Raw genomic sequence first — 15,701 nt, forward strand, 5'->3', positions numbered from 1 at the left:
AACTGCCGTAAAGGCGGCAGTTGTCCGAGCTTCTTTGTTCGTACGGAGGTGCCGGAAGATCGTAGCAGCCGTGAAGAAGTTCGTCGACCTGCACAACAAGCTTGCCGCGGGCGCCGGTGCAGGGACAACAGGTCGCAAGCGACATCGGACACTCAAGCCCTTTTTTGCCGAACCAGATTTATCAGGCTGCCCGCCAGCACCATTTCCACCTCGCGCGGCGTCATCGGGCGCTCGGTCTTCTACCAACGGCCGCGGGTTTTGACTCATTTTGGGATTCCCAAATCGGGGAAACTCTGACTCGATTTGATTTGACGGCAAAGGAGCTCCGTGCGGCGGCGAGCCGAGAGAAGAATGGTTCCGCGGCGCGGCGGATGCTGGCTCTTGCCATGGTGCTCGATGGGGCGGATCGGAAGTCGGCGGCGGAGAGCTGCGGCATGGATCGCCAGACCCTGCGGGATTGGGTGCATCGCTACAACGCCGAGGGCTTGCGCGGCCTGCACGATTTGACGACGCCAGAGGTCCCAAGTCCCGATCCGGCCCGTCATGGGGTGGTGCGCTGGCGGCGTGTGGATTTGCGTGACGAGTTGGAACGACGGTTCGGCTTCGTGCTGCACGAACGCTCGGTCGGTAAGCTGCTGGCCAAGCTCGGCCACCGTCGGTTGTCGGTGCGTCCGCGCCATCTCCAAGCCGACGAAGAAGCCCCGGGAGGCGTTTAAAAAAACTCTGCCGCAAAGATCGCGATTGCGGCGCGGCTCCCCGACGACGCCAAAGACAAACCCCATCGAAATCTGGTTCCAGGACGAGGCTCGAATCGGCCAGCAGGGGACGCTAACCCGGGTTTGGGCCAGACGGAGAACCCGACCGCGTGCGCCGCGTGACCAACGCTACCAGTGGGCCTACATCTTCGGCGCCGTTTGTCCGCAGCGCCGCGCAACGGCGGCGCTCGTCCTGCCCGTCGCCGATACCGATGCAATGTCCATGCATCTCGCCGAAATCGGCCGCCGTGTCGCACCGGGAGCGCATGCTGCGCTCGTCATCGATGGCGCAAACTATCACGTCGCGGCGCGCCTCGCCGTTCCAGACAACATCACGCTCGTCCGCCTGCCGCCCTACGCTCCTTAGCTAAACCCAGTCGAGAATGTCTGGGAATATCTCCGCCGCAACAAGCTCCCATCACCGTATTCGAAAGCTACGACGACATCGTCGACAAGTCCTGCGCCGCCTGGCGCTTCTTCGCCGATGACCCCGAACGCGTGGCCTCAATCACATCCAGAACTTGGGCGACGGTCAATCCCTTAGAGTCTGACTCATAATGAATTCGTTTGATTTCAGGCTTTTGCAAGCCGTCTTATAAGGACGCGAATGTGAGCGACGAACGCCCAGGCAACGGCGCTGGCGATTGTGGTCTCGAAGTCCTTTGCCAATCTGCGGCAGCGACCGAGCCATCCGAACGTTCGTTCGACGACCCATCGGCGCGGTAGGATTTCGAAGCCCTGCTCCCTGTCGGATCGTTTTATGATTTCTATCGTCCAATTGCCGATGCGCTTCAAAGCTTGACGCAGCTTATCTCCGGCATAGCCACCATCGGCAAAAATATGGCGCAGCCACGGATAGCGATAACGTATCGAAGCAAGAACGCACGGGGCACCATCACGGTCCTGAATGCTGGCTTCGTGCACGACCAGCCCGACCAAGTTTCCTTGCGTGTCGGTGACGATGTGGCGCTTGCGGCCCTTGATTTTCTTACCTGCATCATAGCCCCGGGGGCCGCCGCTTTCCGTGGTTTTCACCGACTGGCTGTCAATCACTCCGGCCGTTGGGCTCGCCTCTCGGCCAGCCGCCTCGCGCGAGGCCATCACGAGCGTGTAGTTCAGCGACGCAAACAGTCCGCCGCGCGACCACGCGTAGAAATAGCCCTGCACCGTCGAGTAGGGCGGGAAATCCTTGGGCAACTGCCGCCATTGGCAGCCGGTCGACGCAATATACAGGATCGCATCCATCACCGTTCGCATATCTGTCGCACGCGGGCGACCGAGCGCCGAAGCAGGCGGCAGAAGCGGCTCCATCACAAACCACTCGGCATCCGTCGTATCGCTTTCATATCGCAAGCTCGCCCGCCTATAGTGTCGGCGGGTGATTTCAGTCCAGACCATCGTGCTCTCCCTCGAATCTTCGCAAATCCGAAGGAATCACAACTGGCTGAAATCACTCAGCTTCTTTTTCAGTCAGCCTCTGAGGCCTTTGGTATTACTTATCGGCCTTTTTGTCCTCGACATTCCGAAACGGTGCCATTTGACTGTCAGGAAAGCTGCGCGTGATCGTTAAGGGATCGCTCGCAGGAAAGGTTTGTTCAAGTTCTCGATTAAGCTGTTCGTGGAGGTCCTGGTGCTGCTCGCGCGTCTCCTTTTTCTTCGGCATAGCGGTAACCTCGGTTTCAGAACTCAAACGATAAAGCAATAATAAGCGCTTGGTACTATAGACGCAAACGTAGATCATGCTTCCAGCGCGATTTCAAATTAGCGCTGACGCCAAGTCGCCGGCAAAATGACGTTCCCTCGTTTCACTATTTGACGTAAAAGGGCTCTCCCGCCATCGCCACCTCCAGGCCGCTCCGCCCGATGGCCAGCAATGGTTTTCCCCGGCACAACGAAGCGCTCCATATGCAGGGGATTGCTCACGCCGCTACCGGACCGGCTCTACCAAAGACCGAACCTCTTGCAGGCGCTGCTGGACGTAAATCTTCTCCGGCTGATTGCGTGAGAAGGCGACGTCGATGCGAGTGAGCGCGCCGATCGACAAGTAATCCTGCCATTCGAGCTGGTATAGGAAGTCAAACGTGTAGTTGCGCTCACCGAAGAACAGCCAGCTCGGACCCTTGGCTCCGGTCTCGAACCGCTCCTCGACAAAAGCGCGATAGGGGCAACGCCCATGCCAGCACCGATCATGATGATCGGACGTGCACCGTCTAACGGCAGGCGGAAATGGCGGTTCGGATTCACGTAGATCTTGGCGGTATCACCAATGCGGCGCCGGTCTCCGAGATGGGTCGAAGCGACGCCCTTGCGCGCCTTGCCGTACGAGTCCCACCGCACCGCGCCGACGAGAAGATGCGTCTCGCCAGGGTGCGCCTTCTGGCTCGATGCGACCGAGTAGAGCCGGCCCGGCAGCGGCCTCAGGAGGCCGAAGAGCTGGTCCGCTGACAGCTTCTCGGGAAATGCTTGGAGGAGATCTATCAGCTGGCGACCGGCCGCGAACTTGGCGAACGCCTCCTGCTCCTTGAGCTTGGCCACATCGGCGCGGCCGGTCAGCTTTGCATACGCCTCGACCAGCGGCCGCGACAGCGTCGTAACGTCGTACCTCTGGCGCAACTTCTGCAAAACCACGGCCTGCGAACCGAGCCCTGCCGCCGCGGCGACCTCGGCGACGAGGTCGGGATCGTTCTCAAGACTATGCCGATAGCGTCACCCGGCACATAGGTGAAGCCAGGAGCATCGGAGGCGAGTTCGACGTGCCAAGTCTCGCGCGTCGAGCTGGTGCCATTGAGGTTAATCAACGCCGTGATCTCGGCTTCGAGCGGGGTCGTCGCGTGTAGAGCGGCTCGTCCTCGTCCGCCGGTTGCGCAGAGCTATTGAAGTCAACGTGCACGACCGTCAACGACGGCGCATCGGCCGGCGCAAGCTTGGTGGCGCGCCCTGCGTCCACTCGACTGCCTGCTTCGCGAAGTCGAGATCGAGATCGATGCGGTCGGCCGCACGAGAGGCGCCCAGCGCCTCGAGGCGCGCATCGATCGCGTTGCCGGTCGCGCAGAATTGCGTATAAGCCGTGTCGCCCAGCGCGAGCACCGCGAACCGGACGTCATCGAGCCGCGGCGCACCGTCGCTCATCAGAGCATGATAGAAGTCGGCCGCGCGGCCCGGCGGTTCGCCCTCGCCCCACGTCGCCACATAGACGATGAGGTTCTTCGCATTGGCGAGGATGCCCATGTCGGCGTCCGCCATGTCGATGACGCGTGCATCGAGGCCGTGCTTCTGTGCGGCCTTCTTCGCCTTTATGGCGAGGCCTTCGGCATTGCCACTCTCGGAGGCGTAGAGGACCGTGAGAGACGCCCGCGGCTTAGCGCAGCCGCCGGTGCCGCCAGAGCGCCCTGCACCGCCTCGAAGCCCGCGAAAAAGCCAGCGAGCCAGCTTCGCTGCAGCGGCGTCGTTCGCGCCACGACCTTGTTCAAAACGCCAATCTCCTCCCGAGAAAACGGAGCGTTCTTGGGGAGTAGCGGTACGGCATAAATGCTTCCTCAAATTCATTATCTATTGGTCCGGCAGGGCGCCCGCGTATGGGCGTTGATGCATGGATCCCCGGTGGACGGGATGGGCTTAGTGCTGACGAAGGCCAAGCAGCTCACCGCCATCGAAGCCAGGATTCGCGCCGACCTCGTCGGCAGCGCGACCTTGGAAGACGTGCTAAAGAAATGCTCACGTTTCTTGCCCGGGAACGACTGCTCGGTGTTTCATCTCGAACGCCGATTGGCCGTTCTCCTCGTGTTCGTTGAAGCCTGCTTCACGCCGGCCACGCTGAATGCTTCGATTTTGTCGCCTCCGGTTTTCATGCTGTAAATTCTTTGAGTGATATGGATAGTTAAGGGTCACCTTGGGCCGGAAGAAGTAGCGCCTCGCGCGCGGCCCGTAGACGCGCGAAATCTTCGGCAGCGTGATAAGAGGAACGCGTCAGAGGCGAGGCCGAGACCATGAAGAAGCCCATGACATAGGCCATGGACTCAAAGCGCTTGAACTCCTCCGGCGTGACGAAACGATCGACGACATGATGCTTGGGTTCGGCTGTAGATACTGGCCGATGGTCAGGAAATCGACATCGGCCGCGCGCAGGTCGTCCATGACGTGGCGGACCTCGACCTCGCTCTCTCCCAGGCCGACCATGATGCCGGACTTGGTGAACATCGCGGGATCCAATTGCTTGACCCGATCGAGCAGGCGCAACGAATTGAAATAGCGCGCGCCCGGCCGCACCGAGGCATAGAGCCGCGGCACGGTCTCCAGGTTGTGATTGAAGATATCCGGCTTGGCCGCAACGACGGTCTCTTCCGCACCGTGCTTGCGCAGGAAGTCCGGGGTCAGCACCTCGATGGTCGTGTTCGGGGTCGCTACGCGGATGGCTTGAATCACTGCCGCGAAATGTCCCGCCCCACCATCGGCCAGATCGTCACGATCGACCGACGTAATCACGACATGCGCAAGCCCGAGGCGGGCCACGGCGGAGCCGACATTGGTCGGCTCGAAGGGGTCGAGCGCGCCCGGCTTCCCGGTCGCAACATTGCAAAAGGTGCAGGCCCGCGTGCAGAGCGCGCCCATGATCATCATGGTGGCGTGTTTCTTGGACCAGCATTCCCCGATATTGGGACAGGCCGCTTCCTCGCACACCGTGCGGAGATTGTTTTCGCGGATAATCCTGCGCGTCTCGTGGTAGGTGGACGAGGTCGGCGCCTTGACCCGGATCCAGGCAGGCGTGCGCTGAATCGGATTGTCCGGCTTGTGCGCCTTTTCCGGGTGACGGGGCCGGCTATCAGTCGTTAATGTCATTGAAAAACCCGATCACTTCTGTTGCCCATGTTGAGATGGATATGTGGGTGGTCATCGGCGACTCCCAGTACGTCGCAGGTTGTTCAAGCTGCTCTTTGTCCGTCCGGCGGGCGAGCATCGTCGTCGTCTCGACTGCCTATCCCGTCGGGTTCGAGGGTGGTGCGCATGCCGGTGATGAGTCGCGCGCCGCGCTCGAAGCTGACATAGGACCAGAGCCACTGCGTCATGACGATCAGCCGATTGCGCAGACTCATCAGGAAGTAGATGTGGGCGATGCCCCAGATCCACCACGCAAGCCGTCCCTTGAGCCGCAAGCGCCCGAACGCGATGACGGCTGCCTTGCGGCCGACCGTCGCGAGCTGGCCTCGGTCCCGATAGCGGAAGGGGGGTGGCTCGGCCTTGCCGATCAGGCGCGCCTTGATAGCTTCGGCTACATAAGCGCCCTGCTGCTTGGCGACCGGGGCGATGCCAGGGAATGGCTCGCCCGCATTGTCATGAGCGAGCGCCGTGTCGCCGATGACGAAAACGTCGTCCATGCCGGGCGGCCGCAAATCGGTTCCGACCAACACACGGCCAACGCGATCACCCTCCACGGCGAGCCAGGCGGCAACCGGCGAGGCGGCGATCCCCGCCGCCCAGATCACCGTGCCCGCGGACACGTTCTGGTCGCCCAGCGTGACCCCGGTCGCACTGCAACGCTTGACCGCCTGTTTCAGGCGGACATCCACGCCGAGGCGCCGAAGCACCTGCTCAGCATAGCGCGACAGCGGTTCCGGAAAGCTTGGCAGTAACCGTGGTCCGGCCTCAACCAGCAGCACGCGCGTCTGCCGTGGATCGATGGCGCGGAAGTCGGCCGCGAGCGCCTTGCGCGCCAGCTCGACGACGGCGCCGGCCATCTCGACTCCGGTCGGCCCGCCGCCGACGATGACGATCGTCAGGAACCGTTCGCGCTCGCGCGCATCGGCTTCCATCTCCGCACGCTCGAAGGCGAGCAGCAGACGGCGGCGGATCTCCGTGGCGTCGTCGATCGCCTTCAGGCCGGGCGCGTGGGCGGCCCAGCTATCATTGCCGAAATAGCCATGCGTCGCCCCGGTCGCGAGCACCAGAACGTCATAGCTAATGTTGCGATCTGCCATGATTACGCGTTTGCGCACACGATCGACCCCGGTGACCGCGCCCAGCAGCACGCTTGTGTTGCGCTGGTCTCGGACCAGACCTCGAATAGGCCAGGCGATGTCGGCCGGCGACAGTCCGGCCGTCGCCACCTGGTATAGCAGCGGCTGAAAGAGGTGGTGGTTCTCGCGGTCGATCAGAGTGACCTCGACGGCTGCCTTGGCGAGCCGTTTCGCGGCGGTCAGGCCGCCGAACCCGGCGCCAACAATGACCACGTGCGGCCGGCCGCCCGCGCTGCCGCGCGACACGAGCCTCAACCGGGTCGAATCCGATGCCTGATCCGAGTGAAGGCCCATGCCTCTTTACCCGCTCTTGCCAGTGGTTGCCGTTGCCGCCCAGAACGCGACCGCGGCGGCGAACTCCCGCGCATGGAAGGCCCACGCCTCGAGTCCTGCTTCATCGCCGTCGAAGCGTCCGAGCCGCGCCGCGCAGTCGAAGAACCCTGGGGCCGGCAGGCCGCCCCGCGCCTTGCTGATGGCGATGGCCGCGATGAAGGGGCGGGCGGTCGCCGCATCCTCTGCCATGAGATGCTCCAACGCCTCCGCCACCTGATGAATGGTGTTCGGGGGCGTCAGCCCCAGTGCCTTGGCAAGCTCCTGATAGGTGATCGGAACCCGCCGCTCGGCAATCTTTTGAAGGTGCTTCCGAAGCCGTGAAGCGATCGTCTGAAGGCGGTTCCCATCGGTGTTCGTCGTTACAGCGAGGTCTTCTGGTATAAATGTCATGACGCCTTCCTCACAAGATTGAACAGACTCACTTGATCGTTATTTGTTGGTGCGGTGCGCGGCTCAAGCCGTCCTCGCCTCTCCGCTCATGGCGCGGCGGGCGTCGGTGCAGATGCGCTCGACCATCGAGGCGAATCCATTCGAGCGCTGCGGCGTCAAGTGCTCGGCCAACCCGAGACGCCGGAACACGCCCTGCACATCGACCCGAACAATTTCATCCGCGCAACGGCCCGAGTAGATCGCAAAGAGCATGGCAATGAGGCCCCGCACGATATGGGCGTCACTGTCGCCCCTGAGGATGAGGCACGACGCGGCCGCGGCGGGGGCGCCATTGACCTCGGTCGCGAGCCAGACCTGACTGGCGCAGCCGCGAACTTTGTTTGCCACCGTTCGCGCCGATTCCGGCAGCGGGGACAGGGTTGCGGCCGAGCTCAATAACGTAGCGATAGCGGTCCTCCCAGTCATCCAGCAGCTGGAAGTCCGCGAGGATGTTCTCGAGCGTCATGGGTTTTCCATCTCATCTGCGACAGGGGATATCACGTCGGCAGCCCCGGCCTCTGCGCCAGTCCCGATGTCGCTGTCGCCGGGCTTGGGCGAAAAGTATTTTTCATACTTGCCCGGCACGCTTTCCCACTCCTTTGCATCTGGCGGCGGCTCCCGCTTTGCGATGATGTTCGGCCAAACCCGAGCAAATTCGGCATTGATGACGAGCCATTTTTCGAGTCCGGGCGCGGTGTCGGGTTTGATCGCCTCAACTGGGCATTCCGGCTCGCAAACACCGCAATCGATGCATTCGTCCGGGTGGATGACGAGCATGTTCTCGCCCTCGTAGAAGCAGTCCACAGGACACACCTCGACGCAGTCCATGTACTTGCACTTGATGCATTCTTCGTTGACGATGTAGGTCAATCAGGCCTCCTTCCAGCAGATTGCAGAGGTCAACTCATTCACCATATGCGCCATCGTGGTGCTCGCTCGTTGGCTGAAAATGGACGCATAGAAGACCGGCGTCCTCGGGCTCGATCGGAACGCCGAACAGTAGACATTTGAGGGACGAGAGGGTCGCGTTCGTTGAGTCGCAGCAGGTTTCTCCACCGAGGCACGCGCAGTCCTGGCAAACACCGAAGCGCCGATGCGCCCCACTCGCAGCTACAGTGGTCAGCACTTGGTGCAGGGGGTGGTGCATCGCAGTTTGCTCTTCCGCGTCGAGCGAATTCACGGCGCGCACCAGAACTTCGAACGGATCGCGCGCAACCGCTTTATTACCTTTGCCCGTCAATCGGAGATTGACGCTTCGCCCATCCGCCGCGGATCGGCGTCGGACCAAGTACCCACCTGCCTCAAGTGCCTTGATGGTTTGCGATGCGGTGCCACGGGTGGTCGCTTGAAACTCCGCGAGTGCCGATGGGTTCCGGGAGAACTTGTTCGCGCGGGCGAAGTAGCGGAGCGTCATCCATTGGGCGGGACTGAGTTCGCCGTCATAACCCTCGGCTTGCACGCGCCGTCCCATCAGCAGCAGGAGTTCCGCCGTTTCGCGCACTGACATGATTGCCTCTTCGAAGAATCGCCTTTTCGAACATAGTAGTGTTTCGAAATCAACTTGACAACCGATTAGATATTGATAGTTTTGTTTCGAACCTATCGGAGGGTGCTAATTATGGTCCACACCGCGGCCGTGCCGATCCTTACGACTGAACGCGGCCTCACCCATTATCTTGAGGAAATCCGGCGGTTCCCGATGTTGGGGCGCCAGGAAGAATATACGCACGCCAAGCGTTGGCGCGAGCATGACGATCGCGACGGGGCGCACCACCTTGTCACCAGCCATCTGCGACTCGTGGCCAAGATCGCCATGGGCTATCGCGGCTATGGTCTGCCGATTTCCGAAGTTGTCTCCGAGGGCAATGTCGGCCTGATGCAGGCGGTGAAGCGGTTCGAGCCCGAGAAGTGCTTCCGTCTCACCACCTACGCGATGTGGTGGATCAAGGCGTCGATCCAGGAATACATCCTGCGTTCGTGGTCGCTCGTGAAAATGGGCACTACCGCGAACCAGAAGAAGCTATTCTTCAACCTGCGCAAGGCCAAGAGCAAGATCTCCGCGCTTGAAGAGGGTGATATGCACCCCGATCATGTGAAGGCCATTGCGACCCGGCTCGGCGTCACCGAGCAGGACGTTGTTGATATGAACCGGCGTCTCGGCGGCGACGCATCGCTCAACGCGCCGATCCGCGACGACGGCGAACCCGGCGAATGGCAGGACTGGCTGGTCGATCATTCGCCCAACCAGGAAGCCATCCTCGCCGAGCACGAGGAGTTCGATCACCGCCGCAACGCGCTCAACGGCGCAATGGGCGTGCTCAACGACCGCGAGCGCCGCATCTTCGAGGCGCGACGTCTCTCCGACGAGCCGATGACGCTGGCAGATCTCGCCCCCGAATTCGGCGTGTCGCGCGAACGCGTGCGGCAGATCGAGATTCGCGCGTTTGAGAAAGTGCAGAAGGCGGTCAAGAACCGCATCGCGGCGATGGAAAGCCTAGCGGCGCTGCCGGTGCATTAGCTTCCGACCTCTCCCGTGATGGGAGAAACTGCCGATGGACATGTCGCTTTGGGTGCGTTTTACGGACATTGTCACGTTAACGGGATTTGCTTCCAAGCTCCACCAGTTTCGTTCCATGGCGCAATAGCACTTTCAATCACTTAGCAGGCTCCGTCAAAACCCGAAAACGCCTTTACCGGGGGAATACATAGATAGGAGGAAAAGATCGATGGCTGACTTTGTGAAGGCAGCGAGGACAACTGAGATCTAGCCGGGTCAGGCGCCTCTGGTCGAGGTAATGGGCAAGCAGATTGCCCTGTTCAACGACAGCCAGTTCTTCGCGCTCGACAACACCTACACTCACCGCGGCGAGCCTCGCGCTGATGGAGAAGTGACCTGTCCTGGCACGGCGCCACATTCGACGTTCAGACCGGCGAAGTCGTAGGTCCGCCGGCCCAGCGAGCCGTTGTGCGATACGGCGTTCGCGTGACGAGAACCGACATCGAGGTCGAGGCGTAGGAGCAGCCACCGAGCACGGTGAGAAAAGAAAGGAACTGAGGAATGCAGACGACCGACCCGCACGACGACGACCAGCACGCGCCTGGCGCGTCGTCCCAAGCATCCGCCAGCCCAGAGAAGCTACCTGGGATCCGCCACGTCATCGCGGTCGGCAGCGGCAAGGGCGGCGTGGGCAAGTCCACGGTCAGCGTGAATCTCGCGTTCGCGCTCCAACAGATCGGGGGCAGGATCGGGCTCGTAGATGCGGACATCCTCGGCCCGAGCATCCCTGGCATGCTGGGGCTTCCGGTCGGTCAGCCGCCCACGACCACCCCGGACGGCAAGATCGTCCCCGCCGATCGCCACAACCTGAAAGTAATGTCGATGGGCATGCTGACGGGGGACGACAGCCCGGTCATCTTGCGCGGACCGATGGTGGGCAAGTACCTGAAGATGTTCATCGGTACCGTGCAGTGGGGACGCCTAGACTACTTGATTCTCGACCTCCCGCCCGGGACCGGTGACACCCAGCTGACGCTGGCGCAGAGCTACCCTTTGTCAGGTGCGATCATCGTGACAACGCCGCAGGACGTGAGCTTGAAGATCGCCCGTCGCGGTTTGCGGATGTTCGAGACCGTTCATGTCCCCATACTCGGCATCATTGAGAACATGAGCACCTTCACGTGTCCTCACTGCGGAAAGGGCACAGACGTGTTCCGCAGTGGCGGCGGTGAGCGGATGAGCAGGGAGCTCGGCGTGCCGTTCCTGGGCGCAATCCCCTTGGACGCAGACATCGTCATGGGCGGCGATAACGGCCGCCCGATTGTCCTGGAAAAGCCGAACTCAGTGGCTGCTATGGCTTACCAGGCAATCGCCACGGAATTGGCCGGCCACCTCCAGGGACTTCCAACCACGGGGCTGAAGCCGTTCGCGTGGACCTGGGAAACCGGCAAGGACGAGCCTCGCTGGGTCGAGAGTGCGATCCGACCATCGGGCTCGCGAACGACGGCGATTGGCTTCCGCCTGCGCGACACTCGCACGCTGTCCGTGCTCTGGGAAGACGGCCAGCGGAACGACTTCGACGTCCGGGACCTCCGATTGGCGTGCCGATGCGCCGTCTGTGTCGAAGAGATGAGCGGGCGCCCTCTCCTGGATCCAAAGAGCGTGCGACCGGACGTAACCCCCCGCACGATCACCAGCGTGGGCAACTACGCCATCACCATCAGCTGGAACGACGGTCACAGCACGGGGATCTACTCGTTCGAGCACCTGCGGGCCTTCGGTGAACGCGGTGCAGCCAGGGTTGTGGAAGATGTCTGAGGTCCTATCCATAGACCCGACGACCACCGTCCGCGCCGAGACATCACAGGCCGACCCCGACACGTGCAAGTTTACGGTCAGCCGGACAGTGCATCCGGGTGGCCCGTTCTTTTTCGACAGCAAGGATCGGGCATCCGGCTCGCCCCTCGTCGAGCGACTCTTCGCCCTTCCGGGCGTTTGCCATGTGCTCGTGGCCGAGACCGTGGTGACGGTTGGAAAGGACCCGAGTGTCGCGTGGTCGGCGCTGAAATCGGCAATCGGCGCGGCCATCCGGACGCAGCTGCTCACAGGTGTGCCCGCGATCTTCGAGGCTCCTCGCACCGCAGGTGCGCGGGGCCGAACCGACGACGAGATTCGTGCGTGCGTTCAAGAACTCCTGGATCGCGAAGTGAATCGTTCGATCGCAAACCATGGCGGGAAGATCTCAATCGTCGACGTTCGGTACGGCAACCTCTTCATTGCGATGAGCGGAGGCTGCCAAGGTTGCGCTGCCTCTTCCGTCACCTTGCGACAGGGGTTCGAGGTCATGGTGCGCAGGGTGGCACCGGAGATTGTCGACATCGTGGACACGACGGACCACGCGGCCGGCGAGAAACCCTTCTACCAGCGCACGGTTTAGGAGACGTCGATGGTAAAGCGAGACATGGGGACAAGAACCATGACCAATTCCGAGATGTAGGATCGGCAACATCATGTTCGAGCAGCTTGATGCGCGAGGGCCGCGTCTTGTCGCGCAGAAGGCCAATGAGACCTTCCTCGGCGAAGCGCTCTTACCAGCGCCAGACGCAGAGGCTCGATCAGCAACGGAACAATCATACCGTGGCCCGGGCCTCGGACTCGATCTCGATGGGCCTCATCTTCGACGACCGAGGCAACCGGATGACGTCAATGTATGCGGTCAAGAAAGGCGTTCGTTACCGTTACTATGTGTCATCCGCCCTGAGCGGTGGCCCGGTGGTTGCCGCGAACGCCCAAGGTGCGCCGACGACGACGATGAGGCCCTTGCCAGGGCGAGAGGACTGAGATGAGCGGGTCGGAGGTCGAGCGCGAAAATATCGTGACGGATGCGCTGTCGGCGGACCCCGGCCTTGAAATCGTTTGAACCCGCTTGTGAGCATCCTCGGGAGCATACCTGGCGCCCGCCCGCAGGATGGTGCCAGCAGCGCTGCATCCGAAGCGTATTGCTCCGCCGACGATGCCCTCGACGGAGGCCTTACCGTCATCGAAGGATCTTGAGTTCTTCAATGGACTTGATGGATTTTCTGATCAGGGACGGGAATATGTCACCATCCTTACGCCGGGCCAATCGACGCCGGCGCCCTGGATCAATGTTATCGCCAATCCCACCTTCGGATTCCAGGTGGGAACCGAAGGTGGCGGCAGTACCTGGTCGGTCAACAGCCGGGAAAACCAGCTGACGCCGTGGTCGAACGATCCTGTGACCGATCGGTCGGGCGAGGCGTTTTATCTTCGCGACAACGAGACCGGCGAACTCTGGAGCGCCGCTGCGTTGCCGATCCGGACCGAGAGCGTAACATATGTTGCACGTCATGGCCATGGATTCAGTCGATTCACACATACGGGCCGGGACATCGCAGTCGATCTGGTGCAATTCGTGCCGTTGGTCGATCCGATCAAGATCTCGCGCCTCAAGCTTCACAATCAATCGGGCCGCGCGCGAGACCTCTGTGTTGCGGCCTATGTGGAATGAGTTCTTGGCCCCTCGCGCCAGGCGTCTGCGGCATTTGTCGCAACGGAGATCGATGTTGCGACCGGCGCAATGTTCGCGCGAAATCCCTGGATCGCTGCTTTCGGATCGCGGATCGCCTTCGCTGACTTGGGCGGCCGGCAGACAGGCTGGACCGGCGATCGCCACGAATTCATCGGTCGCAACGGGACGCTTGCTAATCCTGCTGGATTGCGTGTCGGAACACCATTGTCCAAAAGCACAGGAGCCGGGCTCGATCCGTGCAGCGCGCTGACCACGACGATCAAGCTTGCCCCGGGGGAAAGTATCGAGCTCGTCGCCTTTATCGGCCAGGCGGCGAGTGCGGAGGATGCGCGAACCCTGATCGAACGTTACCGAGTGGCCGACCTGGACGCCGTGCAGTCCGAAATTGTCCAATATTGGGATGATTTCCTCGGCGCCGTTCAAGTCAAAACGCCCGATCGCTCAATGGATATCATGCTGAACGGCTGGCTTCTTTATCAAACGCTTGCCTGCCGCATCTGGGCGCGATCGGCATTCTATCAATCCAGCGGTGCTTACGGGTTTCGTGACCAGCTTCAGGATGGCACCGCGCTCGTCGCGGCACGCCCTGCGATGACGCGAGAACACTTACTACGCGCAGCCTCACGACAATTCGTTGAAGGCGACGTCCAACATTGGTGGCTGCCCCATTCCGGCCAAGGCGTGCGGACCCGCATTTCCGACGACCGTGCGTGGTTGGCTTACATCACCGCGCACTACGTCGAAGGCAGCGGCGATACCGCTGTATTGGATGCGATGGTGCCTTTCCTGGAAGGCCAGACGCTCGCTGCACGTGAACACGACAGCTTCTTTCTGCCAACGGTCTCGGATGAGGTCGCCACTGTCTTTGAACACTGCGCCCGTGCACTCGACCAGAGCCTTGCCCTGGGTGGACATGGCCTACCGCTAATCGGAACTGGCGACTGGAACGACGGAATGAATCGCGTCGGTGAAGCAGGCAAGGGCGAGAGCGTCTGGCTGGGCTGGTTGTTGTATGCGACGTTGAATGCATTTGCTCCCTTGGCCGATGCCCGCGGTGAAACTGGCCGCGCCTCTGTCTGGCGAGCCCATGCTATGGCCCTGCAGTCATCGCTCGAACGTGAGGCATGGGACGGCGACTGGTATCGGCGCGGTTGGTTCGACGATGGCACGCCTTTGGGATCGGCAGCGAGCGATGAATGTCAGATCGATTCGATCGCCCAGTCATGGGCAGTCATCTCGGGCGCGGCCGATTCCGAACGTGCTGCGCGAGCGATGATGGCAGTTGAGCGAGAGTTGGTCCGTGTGCGGGATGGCATCGCGCTGCTGTTCAGGCCTCCGTTTGACAAGACCTCGCTCGATCCGGGTTACATAAAGGGGTATCCGCCGGGCATTCGCGAGAATGGCGGCCAATACACACACGCGGCGCTTTGGTCCGTCATGGCTTTGGCGAAACTGGGCGAGGGCGACAAGGCGGCGAGTCTGTTTTCGCTTCTCAATCCGATCAATCACGCACGCGCCCCAGCCGCTGCGCATCGCTACAAGGTCGAGCCCTACGTTGTCGCAGCAGATGTCTACGCGGTAGAGCCGCATGTCGGGCGCGGCGGGTGGACATGGTACACCGGCTCCGCGGGATGGATGCAGCGTGCCGGTATTGAGAGCATTCTTGGCTTGCGCATCATTGGGACCTCGCTGCACTTAGATCCTTGCATTCCGAAGATCTGGCCGCGGTTTGAAATCACGCTTCGATACCGAACCGCCCGCTACGACATTTTTATTGAAAATCCGTCCGGCGTCAGCCGGGGCGTCGTCCGTGCGGAGCTTGAAGGTGCCGCCTTACAGCCGCGCCCGGAGGGGATACCTTTAGTTGACGACGGCGCGATCCATCGGCTGCGGATCGTACTTGGATAGGGCTGAAAATTTGCCGCTAGAGCATAAGTCATTTTCGGAGATGAAATTCCCTGTTATCGAATAGAAATTCCCTGTTCTTTGAAATATGTTGCCTGTTAATTTGAGTAGGGAATTGCGAGAGAATCCGCTGCGGCGCAGTGGTTTCGTGCTCCAGACTCGGCGCTTGGAGCCTCGGAACCGCAAATTTCCCTGTAAAATTCCCTGTTAGCTGGGAATTT

At 61.4% G+C, this 15,701-nt stretch carries 12 protein-coding genes and 7 pseudogenes; 8 read left to right on the top strand and 11 right to left on the bottom strand.

Annotation, left to right across the window (positions count from 1 at the left end):
- The first annotated feature begins 281 nt into the window (after positions 1–281).
- A pseudogene (locus FNL56_RS07865) lies at positions 282–1,313 on the top strand (IS630 family transposase).
- 15 nt (positions 1,314–1,328) lie between these two features.
- On the opposite strand, the gene FNL56_RS07870 reads toward FNL56_RS07865, so the two are convergent.
- The 5 genes and pseudogenes from FNL56_RS07870 to FNL56_RS28300 all read right to left on the bottom strand — a co-directional run bounded on the left by FNL56_RS07870 (position 1,329) and on the right by FNL56_RS28300 (position 4,301).
- Positions 1,329–2,153 carry an IS5 family transposase gene (locus FNL56_RS07870; RefSeq protein WP_143577461.1) on the bottom strand — a complete coding sequence of 275 codons (825 nt, stop codon included), beginning with the start codon at positions 2,151–2,153 and terminating at the stop codon, positions 1,329–1,331.
- A gap of 94 nt (positions 2,154–2,247) precedes the next feature.
- Positions 2,248–2,418 (bottom strand): hypothetical protein, encoded by a 171-nt coding sequence (locus FNL56_RS27630; RefSeq protein WP_168202810.1) that lies wholly within the window; start codon positions 2,416–2,418, stop codon positions 2,248–2,250.
- A 264-nt stretch (positions 2,419–2,682) separates the two neighbouring features.
- A pseudogene (locus FNL56_RS28290) lies at positions 2,683–2,868 on the bottom strand (hypothetical protein); the annotation flags it as partial.
- A 236-nt stretch (positions 2,869–3,104) separates the two neighbouring features.
- Positions 3,105–3,383 (bottom strand): annotated as a pseudogene (locus FNL56_RS28295) (sulfite reductase subunit alpha); the annotation flags it as partial.
- Between the two features lie 267 nt (positions 3,384–3,650).
- Positions 3,651–4,301, bottom strand: a complete 651-nt coding sequence (locus FNL56_RS28300) for a flavodoxin domain-containing protein (RefSeq protein WP_246660901.1) — start codon at positions 4,299–4,301, stop codon at positions 3,651–3,653.
- 72 nt (positions 4,302–4,373) lie between these two features.
- Here FNL56_RS28300 and FNL56_RS07880 point away from each other — a divergent pair, with 72 nt between their 5' ends.
- Positions 4,374–4,610 carry a hypothetical protein gene (locus tag FNL56_RS07880; RefSeq protein WP_168209938.1) on the top strand — a complete coding sequence of 79 codons (237 nt, stop codon included), beginning with the start codon at positions 4,374–4,376 and terminating at the stop codon, positions 4,608–4,610.
- A 22-nt stretch (positions 4,611–4,632) separates the two neighbouring features.
- Here FNL56_RS07880 and lipA read toward each other — a convergent pair.
- The 6 genes and pseudogenes from lipA to FNL56_RS07910 form a co-directional block, all read right to left on the bottom strand.
- Positions 4,633–5,591, bottom strand: a pseudogene (lipA, locus tag FNL56_RS07885) (lipoyl synthase).
- Positions 5,592–5,674: 83 nt separating this feature from the next.
- On the bottom strand, positions 5,675–7,060 hold the full coding sequence (locus tag FNL56_RS07890) for an NAD(P)/FAD-dependent oxidoreductase (RefSeq protein ID WP_143581915.1): 1,386 nt from the start codon (positions 7,058–7,060) through the stop codon (positions 5,675–5,677).
- Positions 7,061–7,066: 6 nt separating this feature from the next.
- The gene (locus FNL56_RS07895; RefSeq protein WP_210245488.1) at positions 7,067–7,489 is read right to left on the bottom strand and encodes a hypothetical protein; all 423 of its coding nucleotides are present in this window, start codon (positions 7,487–7,489) and stop codon (positions 7,067–7,069) included.
- A gap of 63 nt (positions 7,490–7,552) precedes the next feature.
- A pseudogene (locus FNL56_RS07900) lies at positions 7,553–7,994 on the bottom strand (SufE family protein).
- Positions 7,995–8,062: 68 nt separating this feature from the next.
- A pseudogene (fdxA, locus tag FNL56_RS07905) lies at positions 8,063–8,398 on the bottom strand (ferredoxin FdxA); the annotation flags it as partial.
- Positions 8,399–8,432: 34 nt separating this feature from the next.
- On the bottom strand, positions 8,433–9,035 hold the full coding sequence (locus FNL56_RS07910) for a MarR family winged helix-turn-helix transcriptional regulator (RefSeq protein ID WP_143572294.1): 603 nt from the start codon (positions 9,033–9,035) through the stop codon (positions 8,433–8,435).
- A gap of 111 nt (positions 9,036–9,146) precedes the next feature.
- On the opposite strand from FNL56_RS07910, the gene rpoH reads away from it, so the two are divergent.
- From rpoH to FNL56_RS28780, 6 genes and pseudogenes are all read left to right on the top strand, one after another.
- A complete protein-coding gene (rpoH, locus tag FNL56_RS07915; protein WP_143572295.1) occupies positions 9,147–10,046 on the top strand; it encodes an RNA polymerase sigma factor RpoH in 900 nt (299 codons plus the stop codon).
- Between the two features lie 277 nt (positions 10,047–10,323).
- A complete protein-coding gene (locus FNL56_RS27985) occupies positions 10,324–10,470 on the top strand; it encodes a Rieske (2Fe-2S) protein (RefSeq protein WP_143572296.1) in 147 nt (48 codons plus the stop codon).
- Between the two features lie 116 nt (positions 10,471–10,586).
- On the top strand, positions 10,587–11,843 hold the full coding sequence (locus FNL56_RS07920; protein ID WP_143572297.1) for a P-loop NTPase: 1,257 nt from the start codon (positions 10,587–10,589) through the stop codon (positions 11,841–11,843).
- The gene (locus tag FNL56_RS07925) at positions 11,836–12,462 is read left to right on the top strand and encodes a NifU family protein (protein ID WP_143572298.1); all 627 of its coding nucleotides are present in this window, start codon (positions 11,836–11,838) and stop codon (positions 12,460–12,462) included. Before FNL56_RS07920 ends, FNL56_RS07925 begins: the two co-directional genes overlap by 8 nt.
- Positions 12,463–13,038: 576 nt before the next feature.
- Positions 13,039–13,869 (top strand): annotated as a pseudogene (locus FNL56_RS28775) (hypothetical protein); the annotation flags it as partial.
- Between the two features lie 78 nt (positions 13,870–13,947).
- Positions 13,948–15,483, top strand: a complete 1,536-nt coding sequence (locus FNL56_RS28780; protein ID WP_368039350.1) for a GH36-type glycosyl hydrolase domain-containing protein — start codon at positions 13,948–13,950, stop codon at positions 15,481–15,483.
- Positions 15,484–15,701 lie beyond the last annotated feature (218 nt).

Origin of the sequence: Tardiphaga sp. vice304 (assembly GCF_007018905.1) — a bacterium.
Taxonomy (GTDB): Bacteria; Pseudomonadota; Alphaproteobacteria; order Rhizobiales; family Xanthobacteraceae; genus Tardiphaga.